We start from the raw sequence: 17,021 nt of genomic DNA on the forward strand, positions 1-17,021 counted from the left end.
ACGAGTATTTTGAAGCAAAATACTGCTGTATAAATGGAGGGGCTTTATGCGTAAGCTTCAGGAAAAATTAAAAAATGATTTTGGGATTAGCTTTTCTGATGAAGAATTGCTGAAAACAGCTTTTACCCATTCTTCGTTTACTAATGAAGAACGGCTCCCAAAGATTGCAAACAATGAACGTTTGGAATTTTTGGGAGACGTGGCTTTGTCACTTGTTATCTCAGACTATCTTTATCGTACTTATCCAGAAAAACTTGAAGGAGAGTTGTCGAAAATGAGGTCAAGCATCGTTCGGACGGAATCTTTAGCAAATTTTGCACGTAATTGTGGATTTGGTGAATTTTTACGTTTAGGACATGGCGAAGAAAAAATGGGCGGTAGAAGTCGCGAAACAACCCTTGAAAATTTGTTCGAAGCCTTTTTGGGCGCACTTTTTTTGGACAAAGGGATGGATGAAGTACGTCAATTTATTAATCGTGTCGTGATTCCTCATGTGAAAGCTGATGATTATGTTAAAATTATTGACTACAAGACAGAGTTACAAGAAATTTTGCAAACGGGTGGAGACGCATTGATTTCATACAAAATCCTTTCAGAAGAAGGACCAGCACATGATCGTTCATTTGTTGCTGCCGTTTACAATAATGGTTCAGAACTTGGGCGAGGAATGGGAAAATCAAAAAAAGTGGCTGAACAAAAAGCGGCAGAAAATGCGATAAAAGGTCAAAGCAACCACTAATTTATTTTTATGCGGGAAGAGCACTTCGCAAAGTTAAAAATATCCAGTAAAATGGTGGAGAAGCGCAATTAATGTACTACGCTAACTTTAAAATATCCTACTGCCGATATCCATGTGTATCTCCGCCTTGAATCACTGTCGATTTTACTAAATCCGTAAGCACTGTAGTGCAAATGGGTATTCTATAAAGTCGGAAGTTCAAATTGCGATGGCAATAAGGGTTAATTCGTTCAGAATATTTCCACTTTAAAATCCGATAGGATTTTTTTAGTGGTGACTGAACTGGGGTGTCATAGCGACATTTTTTCGCTATGAAGTTATGCTGCTTTGTGCTTGCGCAAAAAGAGATTTACGCAATCGCAAATTTTAACTTCCAAGCAGAATGTTTAAAAGTTAAAGAGTATTAGACCATAACTTCAGTTTGTTGGTGTTTACTACAACGAATGCGTAATAGTGTAATTTAAAAAGTGGAGCTTTTTATAAAAATGTATCTGAAAAAAATGGAAATTGTCGGCTTCAAATCATTCGCCGACCGAACAAAAATTGAATTTGATAAAGGAATAACAGCAGTTGTCGGGCCAAACGGTTCTGGTAAGTCCAATATTGTAGAAAGTTTACGTTGGGTTCTTGGTGAACAATCTGCAAAATCGCTGCGTGGCGGGAAGATGCCCGATGTTATTTTTGCAGGAACAGAGAAAAGAAGAGCACTCAACTATGCAGAAGTGATTGCTCATTTTGATAATACAGATGATTATTTAATGGGACATGATGAAGATGATGAAGTCGTAATCACACGTCGTTTGTATCGAAATGGTGATTCAGAATTTTTGATTAATGGTAAAAAATGCCGTTTGCGTGATATCCATGACCTATTTACAGATACTGGATTGGGGCGTGATAGTTTATCCATTATTTCTCAAGGGCGAATTGAATCCGTTTTTAATTCTAAACCTGAAGAGCGTCGTGCGATTTTTGAAGAAGCTGCAGGTGTTTTGAAGTACAAAAATCGGAGAATAGAAACAGAGTCAAAGTTAACGTCTACTCAGGATAATTTAGACCGTTTAGAGGATATCATTTTTGAATTAAACGGTCAGCTTGTTCCCTTACAAGCTCAACGAGATGTTGCACTGCGCTTTCGTGAATTAGAAACCAAGCGCAGTGAACTTTCGCTCTCTGTGCTAGTCGGACAACTCCTTTTTGAGAAAGAAAAGTATGATGAAACTCAAAATCAACTGACAGAAGTTCTGTCAGTGCTGACAGGATTGACAGAACGTAAAAAAGTCTATGACGATGAACTGTCAGAACTCAGAAAACGTCGTATCGAAGTCGAACAAGAGCAAGAACAATGTCGAAATGAACAGATGACATTATCAGGCTTAAAAGCAGAGTTGACGAGAAAAATTGAACTTTTTGATGTGCAGAAGGATTCTTCTGAAAAAACGGCATTAGAGCGGGAAAACCGTTTGAAACAACTGATAGATAGGCTGACAGCAATGGAAGAAGAACTGTCAGTACTGACAGAAAAGCAAAAACTTCTTTTAGAAGAAAAGACAACACTTGAGCTTGCACTTAAAAAACTGTCAGTAGAGTTGGAGTCTTTGTCAGACGCACCTGAGACTGTTATTGAACGTCTTCGTGATGAATTTGTCACTTTAGTAGGGCAGGAAGCGGAACAATCTAATATCATTGTCCGAAATAAAGCTGAAATCGAAAACTTGACGAGAAAGCAGTCAGAACAAGATGAATCAACAAAAGAAAATCTTGCTAAATTTGAAAAAGTAAACGCTGAGCTAGATCAGTCTGAAAAAGCTTACGAGCAGTTGAAAAATGAAATCAGCCAACTTTTATCAGAATATGAAAATCAGTCAATCATAAAAAAACAATATGAAGAACAAGAGCGTCATGCACAAAATGAAATGTATGACCGATTACAAGAGTTGAATCAACAAAAAGCGCGCTTGACTTCACTGCAAAATATTCGTGATAGTCACAGTAATCTTTTCGCTGGTGTGCGCAGTGTGATGCAAAACCAAGATAAAATTGGCGGTATCATTGGTGTTGTAGCAGATGTATTGAGTTTCGATAGCAAGTACACCACAGCAATTGACATTGCACTTGGTGGAGGCAGTCAAAATATCATTACCGAAGATGAAAATTCAGCAAAACGTGCTATTGCTTTCTTACGCGAAAAACGTATAGGTCGTGCGACATTTTTGCCTTTAACAACGATTAAATCTCGTGAATTTAACGGTCTTTCGAGAATTTCTGGACAAAAAGGATTTATTGATTTAGCGATAAATCTGGTACACTTTGAACCACGTTTACAAAAAGCGTTGAGTTCACTTTTGGGGACAACGGTCATTGTAGACACAGCAGAGAATGCGACAGCGATTGCTAGAAGTATGAGTTATACCGTACGGATTGTGACCCTTGACGGTACGCAAATCAATCCTGGTGGCTCTTACGCAGGTGGTGCTGGCAAGCGTAACACGACAACTTTCAGTAATGTAGAGATTGATGCGTTAAATGGGCAAATCTTGACATTAGAAACTCAGCTAAAACAAGCAGAAAAAAAAGTTCAAAAAGCTCAAAAAGAAAGACTAGAGTTAGAACAGCAACTTGCTACTTTAAAAACACAAGGTGAAGAAAAACGTTTTGAGGAAAAAACACTATTCATGACAATTGAGCAACTAAAATCTCAAAAATCAACCTTGTCAGCACTGACAGAACTTTCTGTCAGTAAAAATGCATCAGAAACTCTGTCAACATTGACCCAACAAAATCAAGCTGCTTTGGCAATGCTTACAAAAATTTCCGAACGTAAATCAGAAATTGAGCAGCAAATTGACCAACTCAAATCTAATAGTCAAGCTCATAAAGCCTTACAATCAGAAAAAACACAAGCAAGTTCAGAAGCACAGCTTCGTCTTTCAGAAGTTACAAGTGAATTGCGCTTTAGCAAAAACGATGAAAAACGACTACTGACAGATTTGTCAGCACTGACAGAAGAAAAAACACAGTTACAAGCAAGTTTGAACCCCGTAAAATTTGATGAAAAAGAGCGAAACCTTTTTGCTGACCAACTCCAAACAACAGAACAAAAGCTCGGTGAGCTCAATGTCAAAATGGTCAGTCTCAAATTTGAACGCGAAGACCTATCAGCGCAAATGGAAGATTTAGAGCAGCACAATCAGGACTTTATCCAACAAAGTCAAAATCTGAGTACACAAAAAACGCGTTACGAAATGCAGCTTGAACAGTCAGAGCAACGTTTGATGACACTTCAAGAAACGCTCAACACTGAACATCAGATGAGTTTTGAAGAAGCACAAAATACTGCTGTTCAGTTGGAAAACTTAGCAAGTGCAGAACAAGAACTCAAACAGCTTGAGCGTCAGATTCGCGCACTTGGTCCAATCAATCTAGATGCGATTGTTCAATTTGAGGAAGTCAACGAAAGATTTATTTTCCTATCAAGCCAAAAAGACGATTTGCTAGAGGCAAAAAATTTACTTCTTTCAACAATTGATGATATGAATGATGAAGTTAAAATTCGCTTCAAATCAACATTTGACGCTATTCGTGAGAGCTTTAAAATGACTTTCTCACAAATGTTCGCAGGAGGTCAAGCGGACCTTGAATTGACAAGCGACAATTTACTTGATGCGGGAGTCGAAATCAAAGTTCAACCACCAGGTAAAAAATTATCAAGTCTAAATTTAATGTCGGGTGGAGAAAAAGCACTGACGGCCCTCGCTCTCATCTTTGCTATTTTGCGTGTCCGCACAGTACCTTTCGTTGTACTTGATGAAGTAGAGGCTGCACTTGATGAAGCTAATGTCAAGCGCTTTGGCGACTATATGAATCATTTTGATAATAGCAACCAATTTATTGTAGTGACACATAGACGCGGGACAATGGCGGCAGCAGGGAGTATGTATGGCATCACTATGGCAGATGCAGGAGTATCCAAAGTTATCTCTGTCAAGCTTGAAAATTGAACAAAAAGAACATTAAACAATTCATTTACTTTTGGCGACAATGCTTTATATCAGTTCCACATAAAAACTTGATAAGATTTTAATAGTGGTAACGATCTTTCACTAAAATATTTCATTATTACGATTAAAGTCCTAATCCAATGAAGCTTAAATAGTGTTAGAATATAACTTAAGATTTCGTTAAACTTAATATGGTATATTTAAGTCTAAATTTTTGTGTGAATATTGTATATGATTTGCCTAAAGCAGCTAAATAGCATATAATTTAGGCAATCTAAAAACAAAAAATTTGTTTCAAAAGGTTATGTTTTTCATCGAACTACACTTTAGCATAGCTTAAAGTCAATGTTTTTGTTGAAACTACTGTCTACGAAACACTTTTAACGGTTTTCTAGCTAGACTGAATTTATTAAAAAAATATTCCGCTGATATAAAATGAAATATTTAAAAATCAGCCTAGCACGTTTTCACACAAAAAAGAAATTAGTTTTGGGGTTACAAAATTGAAAAAATTACTATCTGCGTTCAACACTCGTGTTGGCTTGCTTAGTTTTATTGTATTTTTCGTTTGGGTTAAATCAATGATTGCCTACTTTGGAGTTTTCAATCTCCGAGGCGTAGGTCCAGCCGAATTTTTACTAATGATTATTAACCCAATCGGGTTTACTGCAACTTGCTTTGCCGTTTTACTATTCATTAGGAGAACATCAATCTTTTATTTGGCAACACTTATTTTAAGTATTGCAGCAAGTTTTCTACTCTATCTCAATGTTCTCTATTATCGAGAATTCACCGATTTTATAACAATTGATACAATGACAGGTGGAGCAGGAATGTTCCAACACGGTTTTGATTTTGGCTCAATCCCGGTGCATTTGATGGACTGGGTTTATTGGATTGATCTTGTTGTACTTATTGTTTTAGTTATTGCTAAAAAGGTCAAATTGGATAATAGACCAGTAGGCGCTAAACGTGCCTTTACGTTTATGTCAATGGGTCTTGCACTTTTTGGATTAAACTTCTGGTTTGGTGATTTTAACAAACATCAATTGATTTTACGTCGTGCTCAATCGGATAAAACATATGTTGTCCGTTATCTTGGCTTAGGTCCATGGATGTTGACTGATGGTTATTACACTCATCTTGCAAACTCACAGCGTAAAGATGCTAGCAAAGAAACATTAGACGAAATCCAAAAATATATTGCTTCTAATCGTTATCTTGCACCAAATGCCAAAATGTTTGGTATTGCTAAAAACAGAAACGTAATTGAGATTCACCTTGAATCTTTCCAACAAGATTTGATTAACCTGAAAATCAAAGGAACAGACGGCAAAGAACATGTCGTAACTCCATTTCTAAACTCGCTTTACAATAATCAAGGAACAGACGGTTCAGTCTATTCATTCAGTAATTTCTTTAACCAAGTTGGACAAGGGAAAACATCAGATGCAGAAAATATGCTAGAGACTTCAACCTTTGGTCTGCCTGCAGGTTCATTATTTGCGAAATATGGCTCAACACAGACTTTCCAAGCGATGCCAGCAATTCTAAATCAAACTGATGGTTATAGCTCAGCAGTTGTTCACGGAAATGTCGGAGCCTTCTACAACCGTCTAAATACCTACAAACAAATGGGTTATCAAAATTTCTTTGATCAAAGTTTCTTCGATAATTCAGCTTCAAACATGAGTCCTTGGGGATTAAAGATAAACTCCTATTCCGAGATTCAGTACCATTGCTTGAACAAATGCAGCAGCCGTTTTATATTAAATATCTGACAGTAACTAACCATTTGACTTATACAATGGATGACGAAGACAAAGATCCAAATTTTGCCACCGTAGATTCAGGGGATAAACTTGTTGATGGATATTTTGAAACAGCACATTACCTTGACCAAGCTGTACAACAATTCTTTGATTATCTGAAAAAATCAGGTTTATATGAAAAATCAATTATTGTACTCTATGGTGATCATTATGGTGTGTCTGGTTCAGATTTGAAAGCATTGGCTCCGTACATTGGATATACTTCAGACGATTTCAATAGCTTTGATAATACAATGCTGCAACGTACACCATTTATGGTAGATATTCCTGGTCGCACTGATGGACATATCATAAACACTTACACTGGTGAGATTGATGTTATGCCAACCTTAGAACATTTACTTGGTATTAATACTCAAAAGTACGTTCAGTTTGGTCAAGATATGTTTGCATCTGGAAGACAAGACTACGTCGCACTGCGAAATGGTGGCTTTGTCACTCCAACAATTACCTTACCAAGTTTGAATAGTCGTTATTATTATGATACTCAAACTGGTTTGCAGATTGATAAGCTAACTCCAGCACAAGAGGCTTACGTCAAGTCGACAAAAGAAAAAGTATCAGAGCTGCTATCAGCATCTGACAAAGTTAATAATCAAAATCTCCTTAGGTTCTACACGCCTGAAGGCTTCACTCCAGTTAATCCTAAAGAATACAACTACGCACTTAAGCCAACAGAAAGTAGGCTGAAGAAAGAAAACGAAGATCTTTCTGCAAAATCAAATAGCTTACTTAGTCAAAATCAAGGTAAATCAACATTACCTGATTATACGACCGATATTCCACAAGTTAAAGACGGGCAGGATAAAACAAAAGTGAAAGATTAGTCAAATATATTAACCTTACTTTAAAATATAAAAAGATTTTATATCACAGTTATCTACCATTTGTATCTCTAATTACAGAAAATGAATCAATCATAAGAAACTGTCAATATTAACAGAATAAAGTCTTGAAGTAATTACATTGTTAGTAGGAGTTTCTTTCTCCGACTAATAATGGTAGATGTGCTACTTAGTCAATATTTAAAAGAAAGACTTGTGCACCTACTAATTTAGACTTATTAAGAGAGGAATCAATGAAAACAGGATATTTTCTTCCAGTTTCGCTCAATCATCGATTGGCTTGGCTCTGGACAATCATCATTTTAAGCTTTGAGAGAGTTATTTTCTACGAACTTGACAAGAAAGGAAATTGGTTTTTGGCTGCTTTAGCAATCATTTCCTACATTGCTTTTATCGTTTTGATTTGGCCACATCGTTTCTTCATCTCAGATAAACATTTGCACTTCACAACATTTCCTCGTGTAAAAATGAAAAGCATTGACTTGAAGTACATCACAGCAGTCAGGACGACAAAATTTGGCTTTGAATGTAGCTATGCTGGGAAACGTTATCAATTTTTAACTTTTGGTAACTCCAAGCAAACACTTGCAGAACTACAAACTATTGAATCTGAACAAGAAGTAGCAGAAATAAAAGCCTAAATCAACTTAAAAATACAAAGAGAATTAAGGCTAAAAACAAAATTGTTTTAGCCTTTTTCTCCGACTTGAGCTCTTTAAACTAATATAAAAATATGAACATAAAATTCATTATAAAAAAAATACTGCTACCAATTCTAATCAGTGTATTTGTTTTTGTTATTGTTGATAATGATAGCTTTATCTATCAAATGCCTGTTGGGAGAATTGTAAAAGTAACTACCACAAATATTCAAGAAACATCAGACGATTTTCAAAACAAAGACCGAGAAATCACACAAAAATTAACCATTAAACTGTTAAACAATAATCACCAAAAACTGACCCTAAAAAATACAGTAACTGAATCACAAACGACAGGTCAGATTTATCGTAAGGGACAACAAGTAATCCTGAAAAAAATAGGTGGAAATTATCAACTTTCCACTTTAAAAAGAGATGCTTTGATTGCTGCCTTAATCACTTTGTTTATCGGTTTATTAATTAGTTTTCAACGCTTTAAATCCTCTATTTTTCTGATTTTATCACTGATTTTAAATCTAGTGTATTTTGTCATTGTTATTGGATTAGATGTTGAGTTCAACCCTCCAGTACTTGCGTTATTCGGTGGATTATCAGTAATATTTGCAGCTTCTTCTTTACTTTTTGTTTTGGGAGCGACACGTCAGATGTTTTATACTTTTATAACTACTATTCTGACGACTTTACTTACTTTTGTCCTCACGTTAACCGTTTTAAAACTGACAGGAAATACAGGAGTTCACTTTGAATATTTGGAGTACGTCACACAAAACCCATCCGAATTTTTCTTTGTAGGAACTATGATTTCCGTTCTTGGTGCAATTATGGACGGCACAGGCGATATTGTTGCAGGACTTTTTGGTCTAGCTAGACAAAATGAACTGAATAATATCAATATGACAAGAATTAACTATATCAAATCAGGCATTTCAATAGGTCAAGAAATTATAGGAACGCTAACAAATGTCCTCTTTATGATTTTTATGGCAGAAGCTCTGCCTATGACTTTACTCCTTCTCAGAAATGGGAATACATGGAGCTATATTGCAACTGTTGGGCTTAATCTAGGTTTGCTTCAAACAGTAATATCAGCGATTGGAATCGTTCTAGCAGTACCAATTACAGCTTTTGTAACAAGCATAGGATTAGTAAAATATAGTGAACGAAAGGAGATTCAATCATGAACTCTCTCCTTGTTTTATTAATTGTTTTGGTTGTACTGATGCTCTTGGTTGCCAGAAAAGATGGTGTGCGAAATCTATTGGGCTTACTGATAAATTTCGGTATGATTTTTGTACTCATTACCTTGATTTCTTGGGGATTCAATGCACTCTTGGTCTTGGTTATTTTATCCGTAATCATTTTAGCTTTTGCAATTTTCATGTCATCGGATGAAAATGAGATGACAGTTATCGCCTTTAAGACAAGCGTCATTGTTGTTTTAAGTCTTATGGTATTAGCGGTATTTGTTCAGCATATTGGACAATTTCAAGGTTTTGCAGCAGAAGATGTCGATGAATTAGAAAATCTATCACTAACTGTTGGACTAAATTTCTCAAACATTGCTATTGTAGTTATGGTAATTTCAATGCTTGGAGCTGTTGCCGAATCTGCAATGGCGCTGACAGCAAGTTTGTATGAAGTCATTGAGCAAGATGAATTCATGACAATTGAACAATTTAAAAATCAACGAGTAATAATTTCCCAACAAATATTAGGAACAGCAGTCAATACACTATTTTTTGGTGTTTTGGGTGCGACTGTTGGATTAATTCTCTGGTTTGTACGACTTCAATATAGTTGGGCAGAGATTTTTAACTCAAAATTATTAATGGCAGATGTTGCTGCGATGCTTTTAGGAATGCTTGGAATTCTATTTTCTATCTGGCTTTCAGGATATTTTGTAGAAAAAGATTTTGAAAAAGAAAAAGGTGAATCAGACTAGATAAATAAAAAATATTCAAATTTTGGGTCATATCATTAGCATAAGTTAAGAAAACTATGATAAACTGGTGATGTTGACATCTTTTATTTATGTTATAACAAGAAAGGAACTTATTTAATTATGGATGTTTCATGGATGACAAAGTATCTTGCCGAAGGCTTGGGGACAATGCTCCTTGTTTTGCTTGGTAATGGTACAATTGCAGGAGTAACTTTAAAAGGCTCTAAAAATGAGGGAATGGGTGGCTTAGCCATTGCATGGGGATACGGAATTGCTATCTTAGTTCCTGTTCTTGCTTTCGCAAATATTTCAGGAGCACATATTAACCCAGCGATTACGCTTGGTCTCGCTTCAGCAGGACTCTTCCCTTGGGCACACGTTGCGCAATATATTTTGGCACAACTCATCGGTGCGATTATCGGTCAATTGCTGGTCGTTGCAATTTACAAGGAATACTTTGCTAAAACAAATGATGCTGCAATCTCTCTTGGAGCATTTGCGACAACAAACGCTTTGGATGATGGTAAAAGTCGTGGCAAAGCTATCTTAAATGGCTTTGTGAATGAAGTTATTGGGATGTTTGTCTTTGTATTTGGTATCCTCAGCTTCACGACTAATTTCTTTGGTGCCGAAGGTATAAAATGGATGACTGATTATGCTCAAAAACAAGGAGCAAACATCAATTCTAGCGATACAGTAAGCCAAATTTGGGCATCAGTTTCAGGAGCTTCATCATCAAAAATGGTTGGGGCGCTTGCAATTGGTCTGATGTTTGTTGGGTTGGTTACAGCCTTTGGTGGTGCAACAGGTGCAGCACTGAACCCTGCGCGTGACTTTGGTCCACGTTTGGTTTATAGCTTTATGCCAAAATCAATCGTTGGTCAAGATAAAGATGCAAAATGGTGGTACGCATGGGTACCAGTTGTTGCAACAATTATTGGTGCAATTATTGCAGCCACAGTTTTCAAAATATTCTTTGCTAAATAAAAAGCGAACAAAGATAACAAAAAACCAGTTCTAAACGAATTGGTTTTTTTGCTATCCTAATGTCCAATTCCTTTATAAATCAAATCATACATAGAAATTTTCATAAGATATAAAAATTTAGGTTTAAAAACACTAGGTTCAACGGGAACATCAGAGCTTAGCCAGAGAGATAAAAGAGCATAGATATAAGTATTGTAAAATCTAACAAGCTCTTTTGCTGTAAATATTGGGGCAAGCCTATGCTCTTTAACCAACCGCTCATAACGCTCTCCTAGCCAAGAAAATGAAAGTTCTACAGTCTGAGAAGCAGGCTTGAATGGCAAATCCGAAGTATAAATAATATGTGCTTCATCTCGATGCTCCCACATTACAGACAACAAAATATCTGCAAATATTTCCAATGGTAGTTCATCAGGTTGATGTCTAAAAATTTGATTATTAATTTCTTGGACAATATTACCATTGATATAGTCAACGATACCTTTTATTCCTTCATTATTAAAATTTCGTTGAATGGTATTTCTTGTGATATTTGAACGACGTGAAACTTCCTCGATAGTAAGACTACCATGTTGTGCAGCTATTTCCAGTAAAGTACGAACAATAATTTTTTTAGTATCTTTGGTCATTATAAACATATTCTTTCAAAAATGAATTAGCTAATCTATAGCTGATAAGATTATATCAAAAAATATGAATTATTTCCTTTTGTTTACGATTATATTTTTGACTATTATGGATAAAAATAGAGCAAAATTTTTATTCTAATAGGGTAAATCAGCTATTTTTTAATTTATTATTAATTAAAATAATCTATTATTTGATATGATTTTTACTGAATCTAATTAATATTTTATATAAAAAACAAGTGAAATAGATTTTTATTATATAATAAAAGACTATTTCGATTATCTTTTAACAATTGCAAAAAATAGAATATTTTTGTAAACTAATCGTAAAGAATTGTTTGTATAAAAAGGAGAAGAATATGAAATTACCTACAGTTAAGTCACTTAACCGTAATGTTGCGCTATCATGCGTAACATTATTGACGATAACAACTTTAGGAGGTGCGTTACTGACTACAACAGCAGCTTTTGCTGCTTCAACGGGTGAGATAATTATTAATGCTCAATCTGCTGCACCGCAAATGACCAATGATGGGACACAAACAGGGAATGCCAATATCGGTCAAACCTCTGGAGCAGGAGGACAAGGGAACACTTCTGGTACAACCAATGATGGATCTGACCAAAGTACATTGGACGCAAATAGCACAATGGCAAATGTTACTTTCTCCGCCACTCCCATCACACCAGATACGGCAAGTGGTAAGACAGCAGCAAATATGGTTGCACCAACGTTAGCTTCAGATGGGACAACCTCGACTACTGGTGCGGGCTATGTTACCAATAATTCAGTGAATAGTGGTAATCCTTATAATGCTACTACAAATAGTAATGGAGTTGCTACATTGAGCAGCTTGCCTAATGGCTATTATCTTGTTCAACAAGAAACAAAAGTTGGTGGTGTATATGAAATTCAACCTTTTATTGTGAATGTAGATGGAAACACAGGAAGCACTACGAACCCTACAAGTCCAGGAGCAGTAACAAATGTCTATCCGAAACTTGATCTTACAACAACAATGAATACGCAGAATACAGCAGTCACGGATGCTAAAGATGCTGTAACAAATACGTTGAATAACAATACAGCTACACTAAACGATTTAAGCCCAGCTACAAGTGCTAAAACTGGTGCATTAAATACACCAACATTAAATCAATCAGATTTGACAGACTTAAACACATCTGATACTGGTAATACGACCACAGCGGCGGGTGGAAATCAAGTCTCTTTTAACTTAAACACAAGTTTTGATTCATCACAAGTAACAAATGCAGCCACCGGTTCAACAACATCTATTTCATATACTGATTCATCAGGTAATAACTATATTACGGGAAATTATGGTATTACAGATATTCTCCCTACAGATTCATCTACAAAGCAACAACTTGCGACACTTAATAATAATTTGACTGGAGATGTGACAAGTGATATAACTATCCCATCTATTGTTATCACAACTGGAGATGATGCCGGAAAAGATTTATTGTTATCTCTAACACCTAATGTGGATTATAAAGCAACATCAACAGATGGTAAAACAATAACTATTACCCTGACTTCACAAGGGCAAGTTGATATTGCTAATCAGATTGCAATAGCAACAGGAACACCAGTGGGACAAATTTCAGGAACGCTCAATATTCAAGTTGCTACAACGGTTCCTACAACTGCAGTCGGGTCAGCAATGAACTTAGTAACAACAAATGTTACTAATGCCTTTGGTACCACTCTTACGACGGGTAGTGCGGGAAATACCACAGCATCTTCAACATTAAATGTTGGTGGATTGGATATTGAAAAGGTGGATACTGATAATTCACCAATTAAAAATGTAGCCAATGGCGCAACTTTTGTCTTGATTAATGCAGCGAGCTGGGCAGACGCACAAAAATTAGTAAAAGATAATGCAGCATCATTTGATAATACGATTCCAACGAAACAAATTACAGATGGTACAGCGAGTCTTGTCCTCGGGAACAGTTCAGGAGCAGTAGATGCAAGTGGAGCGACAACAACACCAGTTTTTTCAGTATCTAGCACAACAGATGGAACTCTTTCTTTCACAGGCTTAGATTTATCTGGAGCAGGAAATTCATCAAAAACAACACAGGGGAACTCTAATATGGGAGTTGGTGGGAATTATTATGCAGTTGAAGTAAAAGCTCCAACAGGTTATCAACTTCCAAACCCGAGTACAGGAGCTAATGTTTTCGGCCCTACAAATAGTATGAATGTCAGCACAAATCCTACGCAAAATCTCATACAAAATAGTAAACCTTTTGCACTTCCATTTACAGGAGGAAAAGGGATTATTGGTGTTATCATTCTTGCTGGAGCGCTTACCGTAGGAGGTGTGATGATTCGCAAACGGCATGGAGATAAAGTGAGTGAACTTTAAGCTGATATTGATGTTTTGAAATAACTTAAAGATAAATAAATGGATAATGAAGGAGGTTCACTTAATGGCGAAAAGGAAAGAAGAAAACGCCAAAAAGAGAACCTCTTTTCGTAATGTATTAAGCACGATTTTGTTTTTCTTAGCGGTTATAGTATTGTTTTATCCGATTGTGTCAAATTATCTTGCTGGAAAGCAAATGACTCAGTCCATTCAAAACTATAAAAAAGCTTATGACAATGAATCAAAAGAAAAGCAAGCACAGCAACTTTCTTATGCTAAAAAATATAATGAATATATCTATGATAAGGCAAGTCTAATCCCTTGGAGTGGGTGGATTCCACAATATAATCAAGCGCTAGAAGTGAATAAAACAGGGATGATGGGTTATCTTACCATACCACAGATTAAACTAAAAAATCTTCCTATCTATCATGGGGCTACCGAGGAAATTCTTGCAGGAGGCATTGGACACTTACCTCAAACTTCACTTCCAATTGGTGGGAAAAACACTCACGCAGTACTCCCAGCTCACTCAGGGCGAGTAAACGATTCATTATTCACTGATTTAGATAAACTTAAACTTGGCGATGTGTTCTATATTCACGTATTAAATCGAAATTTGAAATATCAGATTGATAATATAAAAATTGTTAAACCCAATCAGATTTCTAGTCTTAGTATTGTAAAAGGGAAAGATTTAGTAACTCTAGTAACATGTTATCCGACAGGGATTAATAATGAAAGACTCCTAGTGACAGGGCAACGTGTTCCTTACAGTGAAAAAGTCCCTAATGAAAGTATTCAACGCAATAAATATGGATACGATTTTTGGGTCATTTTATTTTCGGCGCTTTTAGCATTTATTGGATTGAGTTATCTTATTTACTGGCTTTTAGATATGGTGCTACTTTCATTAGGGCATTTAGGAAGACTTTGGATACCCAAAATACATTTGAATGCTGCACTGATTTATCATGGTAAAAGAGTAAGGAGAGCAAATAGTAGAATTGATCATATCGAGATCTCACCGCCTCCTCTCCAAGGACCAATAGTTCTACCCAAACATACAGGTAAAGTCGTGATGAGTGCTATGGATGCGCTAGAAACATTATCTGTCGGAGACCAATTTTATATTCGTAGACTTCTTCGGAAGAAAAACTTCCAAATAGTAAATATCCAAAAGCAAAGTAATAAAGTAAGAGCAGTACCTCTACATAGAGCTAATATTATAACTTTGAGTACCTCATTTGACTCTGAATATTGTGTACTCATCACAGGCAAAATACTGAAAAAAAACTAAGATCAAAACTAATAGATAACAGATCAAAAGGAAGAAAGGTAATGCAAAAATTAAAATTCATTGTGGCAACTTCTATTTTCCTTTTATTGGTTTTAGGAGGAACGCCATATGTGCTAGCGAATAGTAGTCATACTCAACAACTCATCATTATCAAGTATGGCCTCTCCCAAGGAGCAACAGGATTTTGTGAAAAAGATACTCAAAATAGTGGATTGAAGATTAATAATATTCCAACAGATAACTTTAATAATGAGTTATCTCCTATAGCTGACATTCATTATCGTATTCAGCAGATTTTTCCAAAAACAAACGATTTTACAAAGATTTCTCTGAAAAATCCAGACACTTATACAAGAAAAGGAAAAGTTTTTGAAATAAAAACTAATATAGCAGGTATTGCTAATATAGAATTATCTGATGGTTTTTATATTGTAGAAGAACTTCCTAATCCAAGTCAGCATCTAAATACTCCGGCTCAACCTTTTCTTATTGATCTACCTATCTGGGATTCGGAGAAAATTGAGTTGAGCAAGGTCTATATTTATCCAAAGTCAAGTGTAGACTTTCCTTTAAGAAGCCCTTCTGCACAAATAAAAAATACTACAAAAGAAAAAGGTACCTTACCAAAAACAGGAGAAGTGCAGGATACATTAGCTTGTATTATAGGGTTAGGTTTATTTGGACTTGCTTTTATATTGAAAAAAGAAAATGAGGATAAGATAAGAATCATTGAAAATAGTTAAAATAACCAGTATTTTTTAGAATTAAGGTTATAATAAAATAAGTGAGATATTAACGAAAGAATAAATCCAAAATACATTCTTGAAAAATAGATTAAATTAAAGTAAAATACAATGGACAGAGTATTTAGAATTTATAATAAATAATAAATAATAATTTAAAAAAAGAGGGGAACTTATGAAGGAGTCAAATGAGGGAGTTGTGGATTTAAGGGGTATTTTATCAATTTTCCGAAAGCGATTGATAATGATTATCATGAGTGTGGTAATTGTCGGATGTTTTGGAGCTGTTTATACATTTTTTATTGCAAGTCCAGTATATACAGCCTCGACTCAGCTAGTAGCAAAGTTACCAACTTCAGATAGTTCAAGTGTTTATGCGGGTCAAGTAACAGGAAATATTCAGATGGTTAATACAATCAATCAAGTTATTGTTAGTCCAGCCATTCTTGACAAGGTCAAAAACAACTTAAACCTCAACACTAGTCTTTTAGAGCATGTAACAGCAACAAATGCGACAAATTCTCAGGTCATTAATATAACGGTTAAATATAATAATCCCTACACAGCTCAGAAGATTGCCGATGAGACAGCAAAAGTATTCAGTAGTAACGCTCAAAATATTTTGAATATTACGAATGTTAGTGTTTTAGCAGGAGCTACAGTTGATACAACACCAGTTAGTCCTAGACCTTTACTTTATATTGGTATTGCTGTAATAATAGGTCTAGTTTTGGGATTTGGTTTAGCACTTATTCGTGAAGCTTTCAACAATAAAATAGTTACTGAACAAGATGTAGAGGTAGTAGGTTTTGCTGTACTTGGTACGACAGCGTTTGCTAAAGCAAAAGATTTTAATAGTTCAAAGATTGCTCAAGCGGAGAATACAAGGGCACAAAATCCATCGAGAACGAGAAGAGGACGTTAGAGAAAGTTAGA

At 35.6% G+C, this 17,021-nt stretch carries 11 protein-coding genes and 1 pseudogene; 11 read left to right on the top strand and 1 reads right to left on the bottom strand.

Translation table 11 applies throughout. The features are described 5' to 3' along the window. Window positions 1-46 precede the first annotated feature (46 nt). From rnc to D7I46_RS02025, 7 genes and pseudogenes are all read left to right on the top strand, one after another. Entirely contained in the window at window positions 47-739 is a 693-nt protein-coding gene (gene rnc / locus D7I46_RS01995) for a ribonuclease III (RefSeq protein ID WP_120771355.1), read from the top strand. 500 nt (window positions 740-1,239) lie between these two features. Then, window positions 1,240-4,740 carry a chromosome segregation protein SMC gene (gene smc, locus D7I46_RS02000; protein WP_420844013.1) on the top strand — a complete coding sequence of 1,167 codons (3,501 nt, stop codon included), beginning with the start codon at window positions 1,240-1,242 and terminating at the stop codon, window positions 4,738-4,740. 581 nt (window positions 4,741-5,321) lie between these two features. After that, a pseudogene (locus tag D7I46_RS13710) lies at window positions 5,322-7,399 on the top strand (LTA synthase family protein). 251 nt (window positions 7,400-7,650) lie between these two features. Then, the gene (locus D7I46_RS02010; RefSeq protein WP_120771357.1) at window positions 7,651-8,058 is read left to right on the top strand and encodes an EbsA family protein; all 408 of its coding nucleotides are present in this window, start codon (window positions 7,651-7,653) and stop codon (window positions 8,056-8,058) included. A gap of 92 nt (window positions 8,059-8,150) precedes the next feature. Further along, a complete protein-coding gene (locus D7I46_RS02015; protein ID WP_120771358.1) occupies window positions 8,151-9,260 on the top strand; it encodes a YibE/F family protein in 1,110 nt (369 codons plus the stop codon). Next, window positions 9,257-10,021, top strand: coding sequence for a YibE/F family protein (locus D7I46_RS02020; protein WP_120771359.1), 765 nt, complete (start codon window positions 9,257-9,259; stop codon window positions 10,019-10,021). Before D7I46_RS02015 ends, D7I46_RS02020 begins: the two co-directional genes overlap by 4 nt. A 120-nt stretch (window positions 10,022-10,141) precedes the next feature. Beyond that, the gene (locus D7I46_RS02025; protein WP_120771360.1) at window positions 10,142-11,008 is read left to right on the top strand and encodes an MIP/aquaporin family protein; all 867 of its coding nucleotides are present in this window, start codon (window positions 10,142-10,144) and stop codon (window positions 11,006-11,008) included. Between the two features lie 56 nt (window positions 11,009-11,064). Here the strand turns inward: D7I46_RS02025 and D7I46_RS02030 are convergent, their stop codons facing one another. Beyond that, window positions 11,065-11,637, bottom strand: coding sequence for a helix-turn-helix domain-containing protein (locus D7I46_RS02030; RefSeq protein WP_120773260.1), 573 nt, complete (start codon window positions 11,635-11,637; stop codon window positions 11,065-11,067). Window positions 11,638-11,996: 359 nt separating this feature from the next. Here D7I46_RS02030 and D7I46_RS02035 point away from each other — a divergent pair, with 359 nt between their 5' ends. From D7I46_RS02035 to D7I46_RS02050, 4 genes are all read left to right on the top strand, one after another. Continuing rightward, a complete protein-coding gene (locus tag D7I46_RS02035; protein ID WP_120771361.1) occupies window positions 11,997-14,042 on the top strand; it encodes a beta strand repeat-containing protein in 2,046 nt (681 codons plus the stop codon). Window positions 14,043-14,106: 64 nt separating this feature from the next. Further along, the gene (locus tag D7I46_RS02040) at window positions 14,107-15,342 is read left to right on the top strand and encodes a class C sortase (protein ID WP_120771362.1); all 1,236 of its coding nucleotides are present in this window, start codon (window positions 14,107-14,109) and stop codon (window positions 15,340-15,342) included. A gap of 41 nt (window positions 15,343-15,383) precedes the next feature. Further along, the gene (locus D7I46_RS02045) at window positions 15,384-16,085 is read left to right on the top strand and encodes a pilin N-terminal domain-containing protein (RefSeq protein ID WP_120771363.1); all 702 of its coding nucleotides are present in this window, start codon (window positions 15,384-15,386) and stop codon (window positions 16,083-16,085) included. 175 nt (window positions 16,086-16,260) lie between these two features. Further along, window positions 16,261-17,010, top strand: a complete 750-nt coding sequence (locus D7I46_RS02050) for a Wzz/FepE/Etk N-terminal domain-containing protein (RefSeq protein WP_120771364.1) — start codon at window positions 16,261-16,263, stop codon at window positions 17,008-17,010. The last annotated feature ends 11 nt before the right edge of the window (window positions 17,011-17,021 follow it).

Origin of the sequence: Lactococcus allomyrinae (assembly GCF_003627095.1) — a bacterium.
GTDB classification, from domain to species: Bacteria; Bacillota; Bacilli; order Lactobacillales; family Streptococcaceae; genus Lactococcus; species Lactococcus allomyrinae.

Coding starts and splice junctions, on each gene's coding strand:
- rnc (WP_120771355.1), top strand. CDS start 47: ATGCGTAAGCTTCAGGAAAAATTAAAAAATGATTTTGGGATTAGCTTT.
- smc (WP_420844013.1), top strand. CDS start 1,240: ATGGAAATTGTCGGCTTCAAATCATTCGCCGACCGAACAAAAATTGAA.
- D7I46_RS02010 (WP_120771357.1), top strand. CDS start 7,651: ATGAAAACAGGATATTTTCTTCCAGTTTCGCTCAATCATCGATTGGCT.
- D7I46_RS02015 (WP_120771358.1), top strand. CDS start 8,151: ATGAACATAAAATTCATTATAAAAAAAATACTGCTACCAATTCTAATC.
- D7I46_RS02020 (WP_120771359.1), top strand. CDS start 9,257: ATGAACTCTCTCCTTGTTTTATTAATTGTTTTGGTTGTACTGATGCTC.
- D7I46_RS02025 (WP_120771360.1), top strand. CDS start 10,142: ATGGATGTTTCATGGATGACAAAGTATCTTGCCGAAGGCTTGGGGACA.
- D7I46_RS02030 (WP_120773260.1), bottom strand. CDS start 11,637: ATGACCAAAGATACTAAAAAAATTATTGTTCGTACTTTACTGGAAATA.
- D7I46_RS02035 (WP_120771361.1), top strand. CDS start 11,997: ATGAAATTACCTACAGTTAAGTCACTTAACCGTAATGTTGCGCTATCA.
- D7I46_RS02040 (WP_120771362.1), top strand. CDS start 14,107: ATGGCGAAAAGGAAAGAAGAAAACGCCAAAAAGAGAACCTCTTTTCGT.
- D7I46_RS02045 (WP_120771363.1), top strand. CDS start 15,384: ATGCAAAAATTAAAATTCATTGTGGCAACTTCTATTTTCCTTTTATTG.
- D7I46_RS02050 (WP_120771364.1), top strand. CDS start 16,261: ATGAAGGAGTCAAATGAGGGAGTTGTGGATTTAAGGGGTATTTTATCA.